Here is a 15,492-nt window from a genome sequence, read left to right on the forward strand (position 1 = left end):
CCATACCAACTATCATAAAATGACAACTTCAAGCTACCCGCACCTGCTGGCCCCCCTCGATCTCGGTTTCACCACGCTGCGCAACCGCGTCATCATGGGATCGATGCACACCGGCCTGGAAGACCGCTTCTACAACTATGGCAAGCTGGCCGCGTTCTACCGCGAGCGCGCCAGGGGCGGGGTAGGCCTGATCGTCACCGGCGGCATCTCGCCCAACCGTTCCGGCTGGCTGCTGCCCTTTGGCGGCACCCTCAATTTCCTGGGCGACGTGCCGAACCACCGCAAGGTCACCAGGGCGGTGCACGAGGAGGGCGGCAAGATCCTGATGCAGATCCTGCACGCGGGCCGCTATGGTTACCAGCCCTTCGTCGTCTCCGCCTCCGACCGCAAATCGCCGATCTCCCCGTTCAAGCCCAAGGCGCTGAGCGAAGCGGGCATCGAGGCGACCATCCGCGATTACGCGCGCTGCGCCAAACTGGCCAAACAGGCCGGCTACGACGGCGTGGAAGTGATGGGCAGCGAAGGCTACCTGCTGAACCAGTTCCTGTGCGCGCGCACGAATCTGCGCACCGACCGCTGGGGCGGCAGCATAGCAAACCGCATGCGGCTGCCGCTCGACATCGTCAAGCGCATCCGCGCCGCCGTCGGGCCGGAATTCATCATCATGTACCGCCACTCGCTGCTCGACCTGGTCGAAGGCGGCAACACCTGGGAAGACGTGCTGACGGTGGCCAAGGCCCTGCAGCAGGCCGGCGTCTCCATCCTCAACACCGGCATCGGCTGGCACGAGGCGCGCGTGCCCACCATTGTCACCTCGGTGCCGCGCGCGGCTTTCGCCAGCGTGGCGGGGCGCCTGCGGCGCGAAGTGTCAATCCCGGTGGTAGCGTCGAACCGCATCAATATGCCGGGCGAGGCGGAAGACATCATCGCGCGCGGCGACGCCGACATGGTGTCGATGGCGCGCCCCTTCCTGGCTGACGCCGAATTCGTCGCCAAGGCCGCCTCCGGGCGCGCCGACGAAATCAACACCTGCATCGGCTGCAACCAGGCCTGCCTGGACCACACCTTCTCCAACAAGCGCGCCAGCTGCCTGGTCAACCCGCGCGCCTGCCACGAGACGGAACTGGTCTACAAGCCGGCGGCCAGGCGGCGCAAGGTGGCCGTGGTCGGCGCCGGTCCGGCCGGCCTGTCGGCTGCCACGGTGGCAGCCGAATGCGGCCACGACGTGACTTTATTCGATTCCAGCGACACGGTGGGCGGCCAGTTCAAGGTCGCCATGCAGATCCCCGGCAAGGAAGAATTCGCCGAAACCATACGCTACTTCAAGCGCAAGCTGGAACTGACCGGCGTCAGCGTGAAGCTGGGCCGGCGCGTCACGCGCGACGAGCTGCTCGCGGGCGGCTACGACGACGTGGTCGTCGCCACCGGCATCAAGGTGCGCATGCCGCCGATCGAAGGCATAGCCCATCCCAAGGTGCTGTCCTACCTGGACGTGCTGGCGCACAAGAAGCCGGTCGGCAAGCGCGTGGCCATCATCGGCGCGGGCGGCATCGGCTTCGACGTCGGCGAATACCTGCTGCACGACACGCGCAACGCGCTGCCGCTGGCGGTGGACACGTGGACCAGGGAGTGGGGCGTCGACCTGAAGGCCACCAACGGCGGCGGCCTGGTGCCGGCGCACGTCGAAGAGCCGGTGCGCCAGCTCTACCTGCTGCAGCGCAAGGCGAGCAAGCTGGGCGCGGGCCTGGGCAAGACGTCCGGCTGGGTGCACCGCGCCGTGCTGGCGCGCAATGGCGTCGTCATGCTGGCGGGCGTCCAGTACAACAAGATCGACGACCACGGCCTGCACATCACGGTCGATGGCGGCGAGCGCCTGCTGGCGGTGGACAACGTCATCATCTGCGCCGGGCAGGACAGCCTGGCCGAACTGATGCCGCCGGCAGGCAGCGCGGCAGGCGCCACCCCGCGCTTCCACAAAATCGGCGGCGCCGCCCTGGCCTCCGAGCTCGACGCCAAGCGCGCCATCAAGGAAGGCGCCGAGCTGGCCGTCAGCCTGTAGGTAGACGGGGGGCACTTCAGCTCCGTGTCGCTCCCGCGCTGGCGGGAGCCCATGCTGCGCCAGCCAGCAGGCGGCTATGGACCGCATCGGCGGACCCTCCCGCCTGCGCGGCAATGACAGGGGACGGGCCGGACTCCGCGCCGCGTCTCAATGCCCGCCGTGATTACGCGGCTGCTTGAATTCCTCCACCACGAACTCGGTCATGCCCTTGGCCAGTTCGTGCTCGCCGAGGAAGATCTTGCCAGCGCGCTCGTTGCGCAGCAGCTCGGCTTCCTCGTCGCTGTGCGTACGCACCACCGTCTTGATATCGGGGTTCAGCGCGCGCGCGGTTTCTATCATGGCGCGGACGTGGAAAGTGTCCGGCGTCGCGATCACCAGCATGCGCGCGCGCGTGATGTGGGCCTGGATCAGCACGGCCGGCTCGCCCGCATTGCCCGCCACGGCCGGAATGCCGTCCTTGCGCAGCTGGTCCACCGCTTCGCGGTTCTGCTCCGCCACCACGAAGGGGATGCCCTGCGCCGTCAGCGCGGCGGCGATGCGGCGCCCCACGCGGCCATAGCCGACCAGCACCACCTGGCCGCTCAGCTTCTCTTGCGGCACCGACCTCGGCAGCTCGGCCAGCGGGTCGGCGCTGCGGTCGAACTTCGCCGCCAGGCGCTGGGACTTGCTGAACCAGCGCTCCAGCGGCTTGAGCGAAGCGAATACCACCGGGTTGACGGCGATGGAAATGATGGCGCCAGCCAGTATCAGGCTCTGGCCTTCGTGCGGCATCAGCTTGAGCGACACGCCCAGCGCCGCCAGGATGAAGGAAAACTCGCCGATCTGCGCCAGGCTGGCCGACACCAGCTGCGCCGTGCGCATCGGATAGCGCAGCAGGATCACCAGGAAGAAGGCCACGATCGACTTGCCGAACACGATGATGGCCACCACCGCCAGCAGCTGCAAGGGCTGCTCGAACAGGATGGACGGCTCGAACAGCATGCCGACCGAGACGAAGAACAGCACCGCGAACGCGTCGCGCAGCGGCAAGGACTCCTGTGCCGCGCGGTGGCTCAGCTCCGATTCGCGCAGCACCATGCCGGCAAAAAAGGCGCCCAGCGCGAAGGAGATGCCGAACAGTTTCGTGGCGCCGTAGGCGATGCCCACCGCCGCCGCGATCACGCACAGCGTGAACAGTTCCCGCGAATTGGTGCGCGCCACCTGCCACAGCAGCCAGGGGAAGAGCTTGCGGCCTATCAGCATCATGAAGGCGACGAAGCCGCCCACCTTGCCGAAGGTGATGGCCAGCGTCTGCCACAGGGGTGCGGCGGCGGCGCCGACGCTGTGCGCGTCGCCCGGCGCAGCGCCGCCCATCGAGGACGCCAGCGGCGGCAGCAGCACCAGCACCAGTACGGTGACCAGGTCCTCCACCACCAGCCAGCCGACCGCGATGCGGCCGTTGAAGGAATCGAGGATGCCGCGCTCTTCCAGCGCGCGCAGCAGCACCACGGTGCTGGCCACCGACAGCGCCAGGCCGAACACCAGCCCGCCGCCCAGGCTCCAGCCCCACCAGTGCGCCAGCGCCATGCCCATGCCGGTGGCCGCGGCGATCTGCAGAATCGCGCCGGGCAATGCGATGCGCCTCACTTCCCACAGGTCGTCCAGCGAAAAATGCAGGCCCACGCCGAACATCATCAGCATCACGCCGATCTCCGCCAGCTGGCCTGCCAGCACCGTGTCCGCCGCGAAGCCCGGCGTGGCCGGCCCGATCAGGATGCCGGCGGCCAGATAGCCGACCAGCGCGGGCAATTTCAAGCGGGTGGCCGCGAAGCCGAACAGCAGCCCGAAACCGAGGGCGGCGGCGATGGTGGTAATCAGCGGGAAATCATGGGGCATGCGTGCGGGGCTCCTGCGGGATGGGATAGCAGCCCAAGGGTAGCACATGCGGAAAGACGCAGCCGAGCTGAGCTCGGCTGGGGGAGGGGAGGCGGAATTAGAGCTTGCGCACCACCACCGCGCCGATCGAGTAGCCGGCGCCGAAGGAGCAGATCACGCCCAGCGCGCCTTGCGGCAGGTCGTCCTGGTGCTTGTGGAAGGCGATGATGGAGCCGGCCGACGAGGTATTGGCGTAGCTGTCCAGGATCACCGGTGCTTCGCCCGGCTCGGCGTCGCGGCCCAGTATCATCCGGCTGATCAGCAAATTCATGTTCAGGTTGGCCTGGTGCAGCCAGAAGCGGCTGACCTGCGCCACCTCCAGGCCGGCGCGCGCAATGCTTTCCTTGATCATCTCGGCTGCCATCGGGCACACGTCCTTGAACACCTTGCGGCCCTGCTGCTTGAACAGCTTGTCCGCCTGGCCCACGCCGCCCTCGTCGAAGCGGTTCATGAAGCCGAAGTTGTTGCGGATATTGTTGGAGAAGCTGGTCTTGAGCTTGGTGTCCAGGATCTCGAACTGGTGCTGCGACACGGCCGCGTCCTTCGCCTCGACCACGATCGCCGTGCAGGCGTCGCCGAAGATGAAGTGGCTGTCGCGGTCGCGCCAGTTCAGGTGGCCGCTGGTGATTTCCGGGTTGAGCACCAGCACCGCGCGCGCCTGGCCGCTTTGCACCGCGGCGATCGCGGTCTGGATGCCGAAGGTGGCCGAGGAGCAGGCCACGTTCATGTCGAAGCCGTAGCCGTCTATGCCCAGCGCGGACTGCACCTCCACCGCCATCGCCGGATAGGCGCGCTGCATGTTGGAGCAGGCCACCAGCACCATGTCGATGTCGGCGGCGGTGCGGCCGGCGCGGTCCAGCGCGTGCTGCGCCGCTTTCACGCAAATTTCGGCCTGCAGCGAAATCTCGTCGTCGGGCCGCTCGGCGATGCGCGACACCATGCGCTTCGGATCGAGGATGCCTTCCTTTTCCATCACGTAGCGCGCCTTGATGCCGGACGCTTTTTCTATGAAGCCGACGCTGGACGCTTCGAGCGCCGTCACGCTGCCCGCTTCGATGGCGGCCGCGTTCTCGGCGTTGAACAGCTCGACGTAGGCGTTGAAGCAGGTGACCAGTTCTTCGTTCGAAATGGCGTTTGGCGGGGTGTACAGGCCGGTGCCGCTGATGACGACTTGTTTCATATTGTTTAATCTTTCTCCGTGTAGGGGGCTGCCGCCTTGTGGGCGCTTGCCTTCTGTTTGGGAAATTCTACACGAACGGCAGGCGCAAAATAGAGTACGGCGCCCACTCGGGGCGCCGTAGCGTGACGTGCTGTCGTTTTAACAGTTTTTATTTGTGGATGGCCTTCTTGGCGGGCGGATCGGCCTGCACCAGCTTCGGTTCCTGCTTGGCCAGCTGCACCGGCATGCCCTTCAGGTGGTTCAGCGCCTGCTGCAGCTGGAAGTCGTCGCCGCTGCCGTATTCCAGCGGCTTGCGCTTGCGCTCGGCCGCCAGCAGGCGCAGCTGTTCTTCGGCCTCGTCGCGCTTGGTCTTGCCCGCTTCCTGCTCGCGGTCGTTGGACAGATGCTTTTCCAGGTCCGCCTCGCGCATGCGCAGCGCGTTCAGGCCGTCGCCGTCGGCGTTTTCATCGACCAGCAGGTCGGGCGCGATGCCCTTGGCCTGGATCGAGCGGCCGTTCGGCGTGTAATAGCGCGCCGTGGTCAGCTTGACGGCCGTGTCGGCGGTCAGCTGGCGTATGGTCTGCACCGAACCCTTGCCGAACGTCTGCGTACCGATGATGGTGGCGCGCTTGTAGTCCTGCAGCGCGCCGGCCACGATTTCCGAGGCGGACGCGGAACCGGTGTTCACCAGCACCGCCATCGGCACGTTCTTGACCGCCGCCGGCAGCTTGGCGAGGATGTCGCCCTCGTTGCGCAGCGCGTAATACTCGGGACGGCCGTAGAAGGTCTGGCGCTGGTCCGGCAGCTGGCCATTGGTCGACACGATGGCCGCATCCCTCGGCAGGAAGGCTGCCGCCACGCCGATGGCGCCTTGCAGCACGCCGCCCGGATCGTTGCGCAGATCGAGCACCAGGCCCTTGATATTGGGATCTTGCTTGTACAGTTCGGTGATCTTGGCGGCCAGGTCGTCCACGGTCGGCTCCTGGAACTGCGCCACGCGCAGCCAGGCGTAGCCCGGTTCGACGATCTTCGCCTTCACGCTTTTCTGCAGGATCTCTTCGCGCGTGATGTGGAACACCAGCGGTTCCGGTTCATCCTTGCGCAGGATGGTCAGCGAGACCTTGGTGTGCGGCTCGCCGCGCATCTTCTTGACCGAGTCGTCCAGGCTCAGGCCCTTGACCGGGGTCGAGTCGAGGCGGGTGATCAGGTCGCCCGCCTTGATGCCGGCGCGGTAGGCCGGCGAATCCTCGATCGGCGAGACGATCTTGATGTAGCCGTCCTCGCTCTGGCCGATCTCGATGCCCAGGCCGACGAACTTGCCCTGCGAGCCTTCGCGCAGTTCTGCGTAAGCCTTCTTGTCCAGGTAGGCTGAGTGCGGATCGAGCGAGGCGACCATGCCGGATATGGCTTCCGTCAGCAGCTTCTTGTCTTCCACCGGTTCGACGTAGTCGGATTTGATGAGGCCGAACACATCGGCCAGCTGGCGCAGTTCTTCCAGCGGCAGCGCCGGATCGGCGGGCCGCTGTGCCATCGCGGAAAACTGGAGGGAGACAGCAATGCCGGCCACGACACCCAGGCTGACCAGCCCGGTATTTTTGAGTTTCTTGCCCATGTTTCACCTGTGTCAAGCTGCCGCAGTCACTCTACTGCGCGCGAATTCAGTATAAACCTGATTTCCGGCAAGCTGAGTAGCTCCGCTGTAATTTATCTCGACTTTACGGCCTTTTACACCACAGCATAATTGGCCATCAATATTGCGCAATATTGCGATTTTGAACCGCTTTGTTAAGCGCAGGTTCACGTGCGTAAGGAAATGTAATAAAAAGCGAAACAGCAAAAAACACGGCCTACACTGGGTTTGTAGTTCTTCTCTACCCTGTAGTGGTTCTTCAGCCTGCGCGCCCTGCGTGGGCTTTTTTTTGCCACGTTGCCTGGAACCCCGATGACACCTAAGCTGACACCCAAGCTGATTTCAACCTATGCGCGCAGCCTGCTGCTGACCACTGCGCTGGCCTTCGCCGTCCCCGCCTTTGCCGTTCCCGTGATGGAGATGCGCGCCGAAGACTTGCTGGTCATGGCAGCCGACTTCCGCAAGGAGCTGAACTTGAACGTCAACCAGACCACTTTGTGGCAGCAGACCGAAAGCCGTACCCGCACGCTGCTGCGCGAGCGCAAGTCGCGCCGCGAGCGCATGCAATTGGCGGTGCGCCCGGCACTGGACCGCAAGGATGTCGAGTTGCGCGAGCTGGCGGGCGGCGTCGAGACGGAGGCGCTACTGGCGGCGGCTGAGGAAAAGCAGCTGCGCACATGGTGGCTGGAAGTCAACGATGCGCTCGATGAAACCCAGCGCGGCAAGGTGGCGGTGTTCCTGGCCGAGCAGATGCAGCGCGTTGAGGGCGGCGCGGGTGAGCGGCCGGAGCGCAAGAAGGAGGGCGGCGAAGGCGGCGGGCGCGGCGGCCATAAAGGTGGCATGGGCGGCATGAGCGGCCCCGGCGGCCAGGGCAGCGTCGGCAGGGGAGGCTGACGCCGGCCCTGCCGCTGGCCCGGTTTTCCGTTCCGTTGCCCGCTTCGGCTGCCCGCGCGATTGCCGGGACGACCTTCCGCCAGGCTGCCCACCGCGGCGGCTTGTTGTCTGCGTTGTTGCGCTGTGTATCGAAAAGTAAATTGCCGCGACACGCGACACGGGAGGGCGCCATGCCGCTTAAAATGGCGGTGCGGCAACCCCCTTCCTAGCCAGCCACCGCCAGCAGGCCGCGCGGACCAGTCCCACCTTGAAGACGATGAGCAAACTGATTCCCCTTGCCTGCCTGGCATTAATAGGCGTCCAGATCAACGCCGGCGCCCAGGAAGCCGAGCCCGCGCCCAAGGCCGGTCAGGCCGCGCAAGCCACACAAGCCGGGCAAGCTGCGCAAGCCCGGAAATCAGCCACGGTCCAGCCTGCTGCCGACGGCGGCAAGGTTGTGCCCCAGGTCACCATCAGCGGCGCGCGCCAGGACGATATGACCGAGCGCCGCAACTCCACCGCCGGCAAGCAGGTCTACGGCCGCGAGGAACTGGACCGCAACGGTGACACCACGCTGGGTGACGTGCTCAAGCGCCTGCCCGGCGTGACCATAGGGGGCGGCCGTCCCGGCCGTGGCGGCGATGTGCGCATGCGCGGCCTGGGCAGCGGCTACACGCAGGTGCTGCTGAACGGCGAACGCGCGCCGCCGGGTTTCTCGCTCGAATCGCTGTCGCCGGACCAGGTCGAACGGGTGGAAGTGATGCGCGGCCCGGTGGCCGAGAACAGCACGCGGGCCATCGCCGGCACCATCAACATCATCCTGCGCGACGGCTACCAGCAGCGCGACATCCAGCTCAAGCTGGCCGACAGCTACGAGCGCGGCCTGCATTCGCCGAATGTGTCGCTGACCTTGCCCGGCAAGACCGGCAATCTGACTTACACCCTGTCCGCTTCGCTGGGCAAGCATCGCCAGAAGGACCTCGGCCAGTCCGTGATCCAGGACACCGAGGACGACGGTGACGTCGTCAAGCTGCAGCACATCGATGAGCACAGCAGCGGCAGCTCGGAAAACCTGCACCTGACGCCGCGCCTGTCCTACAAGTTCGACAACGGCGACACGCTGAACTTCCAGCCCTTCATCATGGCCAACCGCGGCGACAGCAATGCGCGCAGCGACTTGGCGCAGCTGGCCGGCGCCGTTCCTCCCGAATACAAGCTGGCGCTGACGCAGAACCATTCCAGTTCCACCATGATGCGCGGCTTCGGCAACTGGCTGCACAGGCTGGCGGGCGCGGCCAAGCTGGACGTGAAGTTCGGCATGGGGCTGGCGCGCCGCGACAGCGACGCCGTGCGCCAGCAGTTCGACGGCGCCGGCGTGTTGCTGGACCGCTTCCACGACAGCGACAGCACGCGCGACCGCGGCTTCAACACCGGTGGCAAATACACCTCGCCTCTGGGCGCGGGCCACTTGCTGGCCGCTGGCTGGGACTTCGAAACCAGCCGCCGCGAGCAGACCAAGGTCGGCACCGACAAGAACGGCAAAGCGCAGTTCGATGACTCCGGCGACAACCTCGCAGCCGATACCCGCCGCATGGCCGTGTTCGCGCAGGACGAGTGGGACATCACGCCGCAGTGGGGCGTCTACATCGGCGCGCGCTGGGAAGGCATACGCACCACGAGCGAGCGCAGCGCTGCTTCGGCCGGCGCCGCTCTGCCCGGCAGCACTGCAGAGGCCGGCACCCCCGGCGCTCCAGGCTCGGCAGCCGCAGGCAACGTCAGCAATACCAGCTCCGTGTTCAGCCCGCTGCTGCACGCTGTCTACCGCATCCCCGGCGCGGGCAAGGACCAGATCCGCGCCAGCCTGACCAAGAGCTACAAGTCGCCCAATGTGCAGGACCTGATCGCGCTGCCCGCGCTGTCGCGCCTGAACAGCGCCACCCGTCCCGACCGCACCGGCAACCCCAACCTCAAGCCCGAGCTGGCCACCGGCCTGGACGTGGCCTTCGAACACTACCTGGGCCGCAGCGGCATCGTCAGCGCAAGCGGCTTCATCCGCGACATCGACGACCTGATCCGCCGCGAGCTGAGCCTGCGCCCAACCAGCGCCGGCCCGCGCTGGGTGTCGTCGCCCAGCAACATCTCGCACGCCCGCACCAAGGGCATCGAACTGGAAGCGAAATTCCAGCTCGCCGAGCTCATGGACGACGCGCCCGCCATCGATTTCCGCAGCAACTACAGCCGCTTCTGGTCGCGCGTGGACGGCATCCCCGGCCCGGACAACCGCCTGGACCAGCAGCCCAGGCAGACTGCCAACCTGGGCCTGGACTACCGCATGAAGGACATCCCGCTGTCGCTGGGCGCCAGCTATAACTGGACCCCGGCGATCCGCGTGCAGACCAGCACCAGCCAGGTGGTGGAAAGCAGCCGCAAGCGCGTGGTGGACGCGCATGTACTGTGGAAGATGACGCCGCTGACGCAACTGCGCCTTGCGGTCGCCAATATGCTGGCCGAAGATGCCACCGGCAGCAACCTGGTTTACACTAATGGACTGTCGCAATTTTCCAGTACGCTCAACCCCACTTACCGAGTGTGGACCGCGCGTCTGGAAACAAAATTCTAACAAGGAGAAGTAGTGAAACGCACTTTGCTGAGCACCCTGGCCATCGCCCTGATGGCAACACTGGCCCAGGCGCATGAAGGCGACCATCCCGCCCCTGCCGCCGCCCCCATTTCGGGCATCGACACCCAGTACATCGACAGCGGCGTGCGCGCCCAGGACGATTTCTTCACCCACCTGAACGGCGGCTGGCTGAAAACCACCAAGATCCCGGACGACAAATCGAGCTGGGGCTCCTTCGCGAAGCTGCGCGACGACACGCTGCCGCAGCTGCGCGAGCTGATCGAAGCCACCCTGGCCGCCAAGAACAAATCGGGCACGGAAGCGCAGAAGATCGCCGACCTGTACAGCAGCTACATGGACGAGGCGGCGCTGGAAAAGATCGGCATCAAGCCGCTGGCCGGCGAGCTGAGCAGCATACGCGGCTTGAAGGACAAGAAAGCGCTGCCGGGCATGATCGCCCACCTGACCCGCATCGGCGTGAGCGTGCCCTACGGCGTCTACGTCAGCCAGGACGCGCGCGCCTCGACCCAGCACGCCGCCAGCATCGCGCAAAGCGGCCTGGGCCTGCCGGACCGCGACTACTACCTGAAAAAGGACGATGCCAAGCTGGCCGCCGTGCGCGAGAAATACGTCGCCCACATCGAGAAGCTGCTGACCCTGGCCGGCCACAAGAACGCCGCCGCCGACGCGCAAGCGGTCATGGCGCTGGAGACCGCGCTGGCCGAAGTCCAGTGGAGCAAGGTCGACAACCGCGACCCTGTCAAGCGCTACAACAAGACCGAGATCGCCAAGCTGGCCGAACTGGCGCCGGGCTACGACTGGAAGGATGCGCTGGGCAAGGCCGGCATCGCCATGAAGACCGACACCATCATCGTCAACCAGCCGAGCTACCTGGCCGGATTCGCCAAGCTGGCCGAAGCGACCGAGCTGAACACCTGGAAAGCTTATTTCGAATGGCAGCTGCTGCGCGACGCCTCGCCATTCCTGAACAAGGCTTTCGCCGACGCCGACTTCGCCTTCTATAGCGGCGTCATCAACGGCGTGACGGTGCAGGAACCGCGCTGGAAGAGCGGCGTGAAAGTGGTGGAGGGCGCCATCGGCGAAGGCGTGGGCAAGCTGTACGTGGCCAAATACTTCCCGGCCGAGCGCAAGGCCCGCATGGAGCAACTGGTGGCCAACCTGATGGCGGCCTACAAGGACAGCATCGACACCTTGGACTGGATGAGCCCGGAGACCAAGCGCGAAGCGCAAGCCAAGCTGGCCAAGTTCACCACCAAGATCGGCTACCCGAACAAGTGGCGCGACTACAGCAGCCTGAGCATGGTGAAGGGCGACCTGGCCGGCAATCTGCGCCGCGCAGCCGAGTTCAGCTACAAGCGCAACCTGGCCAAGCTGGGCGCGCCGGTGGACCGCGAGGAATGGGGCATGACGCCGCAAACCGTGAACGCCTACTACCGCTCGACCACCAACGAGATCGTGTTCCCGGCCGCCATCCTGCAGCCGCCGTTCTTCGACGCGCGCGCCGACGACGCGGTGAACTACGGCGGCATCGGCGCCGTCATCGGCCATGAGATCAGCCACGGCTTCGACGACAAGGGCAGCCAGTCCGACGGCGACGGCAACCTGCGCGACTGGTGGAGCGCCGCCGACCGCGCCAACTTCAAGGCCAAGGCCGACGCGCTGACCAAGCAGTACGACGGCTACAGCCCGCTGCCGGGCTACTTCGTCAACGGCGCGCTGACCCTGGGCGAGAACATCGCCGACAACTCCGGCGTGGCGGTGGCCTACAAGGCCTACAAATTGTCGCTGGGCGGCAAGCCGGCGCCGGTGATCGACAATCTGACCGGCGAGCAGCGCTTCTACATGGGCTTCGGTCAGGTATGGCGCAGCAAGATGCGCGAAGAGGCGCAGATCAAGCAGGTGAAAACCGACCCGCATTCGCCGGGCCAGTTCCGCGCCAACGGCACCATGAAGAACCAGCCGGGCTTCTACGAGGCCTTCGGTGTCAAGGCGGGCGACCCGATGTATCTGGCGCCTGAACAGCGCGTGATCATCTGGTAAGAAAAACGACAAAATGGCCACTACTTGTGGTCATTTTGTTATCTGGGGACGCGACGCTGTGCTAGAGTGAAAAACCCCGGTCACGAGCCGGTGAGACTTTGACTATACCTAGACTATACCTAGACAATACGTAGACATAACGAGAGGGACGTACCAAGTGAAACGACATTTGTTGAGTGCATTGACCCTGACCCTGCTGGCCGGCGCGACCGGCCTGGCCGGCGCAGCCGACGCGGCCAAGAGCCCGACCGGCGGCAAGCTCGCCTCCGGCATCGCCGTCGAATATATCGACCCGTCCGTGCGCGCGCAGGACGACTTCTTCACCCACCTGAGCGGCAAGTGGCTGGCCACGACGGAAATCCCGGCCGACAAGTCGAACTGGGGCAGCTTCGCCAAGCTGCACGACGACATCCAGCCGCAGTTGCGCGCCATCATCGAGCAGGCCGCCGCCAAGCAGAACGCGGGCGCGGACGAGCAGCGCATCGGCGCCTTCTACGCCTCCTACATGGACGAAGCCAGGCTGGAGCAGCTGGGCGCCGCGCCGCTGACTGCCGAGCTGGCCCGCATCGCCGCGCTGACGGACAAGAAAGAACTGCCTGCGCTGATCGCCCGCAACAACCAGATCGGCTTCTCCGCGCCGGTCGACCTGGGCATCCACCAGGACAACAAGGATTCCACCAAATACGTGGTCGACTTCGTGCAAAGCGGCCTCGGCCTGCCGGACCGCGACTACTACCTGAAACAGGACGACGCCAAGCTGGCCGACACGCTGGCCAAGTACGAGCTGCACATCGGCAAGATGCTGACCCTGGCCGGCGACAAGGACGGCGCCGTCAAGGCGCACGCCATCGTCATGCTGGAGACCGAACTGGCCAGGATCCAGTGGAGCAAAGTCGAACTGCGCGACCCGGTCAAAGCCTACAACAAGGTCGAGGTCGCCAAGCTGAACGAACTGACCCCGGGCTACGACTGGAACGCCTATCTGGACGCCCTGAACATCAAGGGCAAGGTCGACTACGTCATCGTCAGCCAGCCGAGCTATCTGAAAGGCTTCAGCGCGCTGCTGGCGGCCACGCCGCTGGACACCTGGCAAGCCTACTTCCAATGGCAGGCCGTGCGCGGCAGCGCGCCCTACCTGTCCAAAGCCTTCGTCGACGAAAACTTCGCCTTCTACGGCACCGTGCTGAGCGGCGCCAAGGAAATGCGTCCACGCTGGAAGCGCGGCGTGGTGGCAGTCGAGGGCGCGTTGGGCGAGTCCGTCGGCAAAGTCTACGTCGAGCAGCACTTCCCGGCCGAGCGCAAGGCGCGCATGGAAGCGCTGGTGAAGAACCTGCTGGTGTCGTACAAGCAAAGCATCGACAAGCTGGACTGGATGAGCCCGGCCACCAAGAAGCAGGCGCAAGCCAAGCTGGCCAAGTTCACCACCAAGATCGGCTACCCGAACCACTGGCGCGACTACTCCGCGCTGGTGGTCTCGCGCGACGACCTGGTGGGCAATGTGCAGCGCTCGCGCCAGGCCGACTACAACAAGGAAATCAACAAGCTGGGCAAGCCGATCGACCGCGAAGAGTGGGGCATGACGCCGCAAACGGTGAACGCCTACTACAACCCGGAAATGAACGAGATCGTGTTCCCGGCCGCCATCCTGCAGCCGCCGTTCTTTGACGCCAACGCAGACGACGCCGTCAACTACGGCGGCATCGGCGCGGTCATCGGCCACGAGATCAGCCACGGTTTCGACGACCAGGGCGCCCAGTACGACGGCGACGGCAATCTGCGCGACTGGTGGAGCGCGGCCGACCACAAGAACTTCGAAGCCAAGACCAAGGCCCTGGTGGCGCAGTACGGTGCCTTCAGCCCGCTGCCCGGCTACAACGTGAACGGCGAGCTGACCCTGGGCGAGAATATCGCCGACAACTCCGGCGTGGCGATCGCCTACAAGGCCTACAAGCTGTCGCTGAAGGGCAAGCCGGCGCCGGTGATCGACGGCCTGACGGGCGACCAGCGCTTCTTCATGGGCTTCGCGCAGGTATGGCGCAGCAAGATGCGCGATCCGGAAATGATCAGCCGCATCAAGACCGACCCGCACTCGCCGGGCCAGTTCCGCGCCAACGGCACCATGCGCAACCAGCCGGGCTTCTACGAAGCCTTCAAGGTCAAGCAGGGCGACAAGATGTACCTGGCCCCGAAAGACCGCGTCATCATCTGGTAAGGATTACGGGGCGAAAAAAAAACCGCTCGGTTCAATTGAACCGAGCGGTTTTTTTTATTGCATATTGTTGAACCGATAAATCGCGAGGCGGGTTAGCTGGGGACGCCGAGTCAGCGCAACCCGCCAGCCGTTTAGCCTTTAGGCGCGGCTGCCGGTGCGGCAGCTGGTGCCGCAGGCACTTCAGGTTCCTTCAGCTTGCCGCCGGACTTGTTCGCCATGAACACGACAGCGCGTGCCACTTCGACGTCATCCAGGTCCGGATTGCCGCCTTTGGCAGGCATTGCGCGCAGGCCTTCGATGGCGTGCTTGACGACAGTGTCGTAGCCTTGCGCCAGGCGGGTGCCCCAGGCGGCGTTATCGCCCACCTTGGGAGCGCCAGCGACGCCGGCGCCGTGGCAAGCCGAGCAGGTGGAGGTATAGATCGCTTCGCCCGACTGCAGCACTTTAGGCGCGTTGGCGTCCTTCAGCGTGAAGCCGACATCGGCCACCGGACGCAGGCGGTCGCTGACGGCCTGTGCCGACTGGCTTTCCGTACCGGCACCGGTCAATTTCGTGGCAGTAACGTATTGCACCAGCAGGGCGATGCCCAGAACGGTGATGAGGAAGAAGCCGATGACTGCTGCGGCGAGCTGCTTGGGCGTTCTGATGGCGGATTCGTGGTGGTCGCTCATAATTTCCTTAGTAACAAATTTCGAAACTTGCGTCGGCGTTATCGTTTTTGCATGCAGGTGAAGAAGCGCATTTGCTCGCCAAACGGGCGATTATAGACTCAAAAGATTGCCCGTGGATGCAGAACGGTGCAAAAGCGACACTTTTCATGGACGCACAAGACGAAACCCGGTATCCTTCTGTCACCTCCGAAGTTCCCTCTACGCGGCTGTAGCTCAATGGATAGAGTATTGGCCTCCGAAGCCAAGGGTTGTGGGTTCGATCCCCGCCAGCCGCACCATCATTCCCCAAGCAG

General features: G+C 65.1%; 9 protein-coding genes and 1 tRNA gene. 6 read left to right on the forward strand and 4 right to left on the reverse strand.

Annotated features, from left to right (window positions below; all coding sequences use genetic code 11):
* Positions 1 to 19 precede the first annotated feature (19 nt).
* Positions 20 to 2,059 carry an FAD-dependent oxidoreductase gene (locus ACSQ8Y_RS25235; protein ID WP_436269147.1) on the forward strand — a complete coding sequence of 680 codons (2,040 nt, stop codon included), beginning with the start codon at positions 20 to 22 and terminating at the stop codon, positions 2,057 to 2,059.
* Between the two features lie 147 nt (positions 2,060 to 2,206).
* Here the strand turns inward: ACSQ8Y_RS25235 and ybaL are convergent, their stop codons facing one another.
* From ybaL to ACSQ8Y_RS25250, 3 genes are all read right to left on the reverse strand, one after another.
* Positions 2,207 to 3,934 (reverse strand): YbaL family putative K(+) efflux transporter, encoded by a 1,728-nt coding sequence (gene ybaL, locus ACSQ8Y_RS25240; protein WP_436269148.1) that lies wholly within the window; start codon positions 3,932 to 3,934, stop codon positions 2,207 to 2,209.
* Between the two features lie 97 nt (positions 3,935 to 4,031).
* A complete protein-coding gene (locus tag ACSQ8Y_RS25245; RefSeq protein WP_436269149.1) occupies positions 4,032 to 5,153 on the reverse strand; it encodes a beta-ketoacyl-ACP synthase III in 1,122 nt (373 codons plus the stop codon).
* Positions 5,154 to 5,301: 148 nt separating this feature from the next.
* Entirely contained in the window at positions 5,302 to 6,744 is a 1,443-nt protein-coding gene (locus ACSQ8Y_RS25250) for a S41 family peptidase (RefSeq protein WP_436269150.1), read from the reverse strand.
* A 330-nt stretch (positions 6,745 to 7,074) separates the two neighbouring features.
* On the opposite strand from ACSQ8Y_RS25250, the gene ACSQ8Y_RS25255 reads away from it, so the two are divergent.
* The 4 genes from ACSQ8Y_RS25255 (at position 7,075) to ACSQ8Y_RS25270 (ending at position 14,528) form a co-directional block, all read left to right on the forward strand.
* A complete protein-coding gene (locus ACSQ8Y_RS25255) occupies positions 7,075 to 7,656 on the forward strand; it encodes a hypothetical protein (RefSeq protein ID WP_436269151.1) in 582 nt (193 codons plus the stop codon).
* Between the two features lie 256 nt (positions 7,657 to 7,912).
* Positions 7,913 to 10,255, forward strand: a complete 2,343-nt coding sequence (locus tag ACSQ8Y_RS25260) for a TonB-dependent receptor plug domain-containing protein (RefSeq protein WP_436269152.1) — start codon at positions 7,913 to 7,915, stop codon at positions 10,253 to 10,255.
* A gap of 12 nt (positions 10,256 to 10,267) precedes the next feature.
* A complete protein-coding gene (locus tag ACSQ8Y_RS25265) occupies positions 10,268 to 12,316 on the forward strand; it encodes a M13 family metallopeptidase (protein WP_436269153.1) in 2,049 nt (682 codons plus the stop codon).
* A 169-nt stretch (positions 12,317 to 12,485) separates the two neighbouring features.
* Positions 12,486 to 14,528: a M13 family metallopeptidase gene (locus ACSQ8Y_RS25270; protein WP_436269910.1), complete on the forward strand. Its 2,043-nt coding sequence runs from the start codon at positions 12,486 to 12,488 to the stop codon at positions 14,526 to 14,528.
* A gap of 131 nt (positions 14,529 to 14,659) precedes the next feature.
* On the opposite strand, the gene ACSQ8Y_RS25275 is transcribed toward ACSQ8Y_RS25270, so the two are convergent.
* On the reverse strand, positions 14,660 to 15,199 hold the full coding sequence (locus ACSQ8Y_RS25275; protein ID WP_436269154.1) for a c-type cytochrome: 540 nt from the start codon (positions 15,197 to 15,199) through the stop codon (positions 14,660 to 14,662).
* A gap of 202 nt (positions 15,200 to 15,401) precedes the next feature.
* On the opposite strand from ACSQ8Y_RS25275, the gene ACSQ8Y_RS25280 reads away from it, so the two are divergent.
* Positions 15,402 to 15,477: transfer RNA gene (locus ACSQ8Y_RS25280), tRNA-Arg, on the forward strand.
* The last annotated feature ends 15 nt before the right edge of the window (positions 15,478 to 15,492 follow it).

This window comes from Pseudoduganella sp. LjRoot289 (genome assembly GCF_964252925.1).
Taxonomy (GTDB): Bacteria; Pseudomonadota; Gammaproteobacteria; order Burkholderiales; family Burkholderiaceae_D; genus Rugamonas.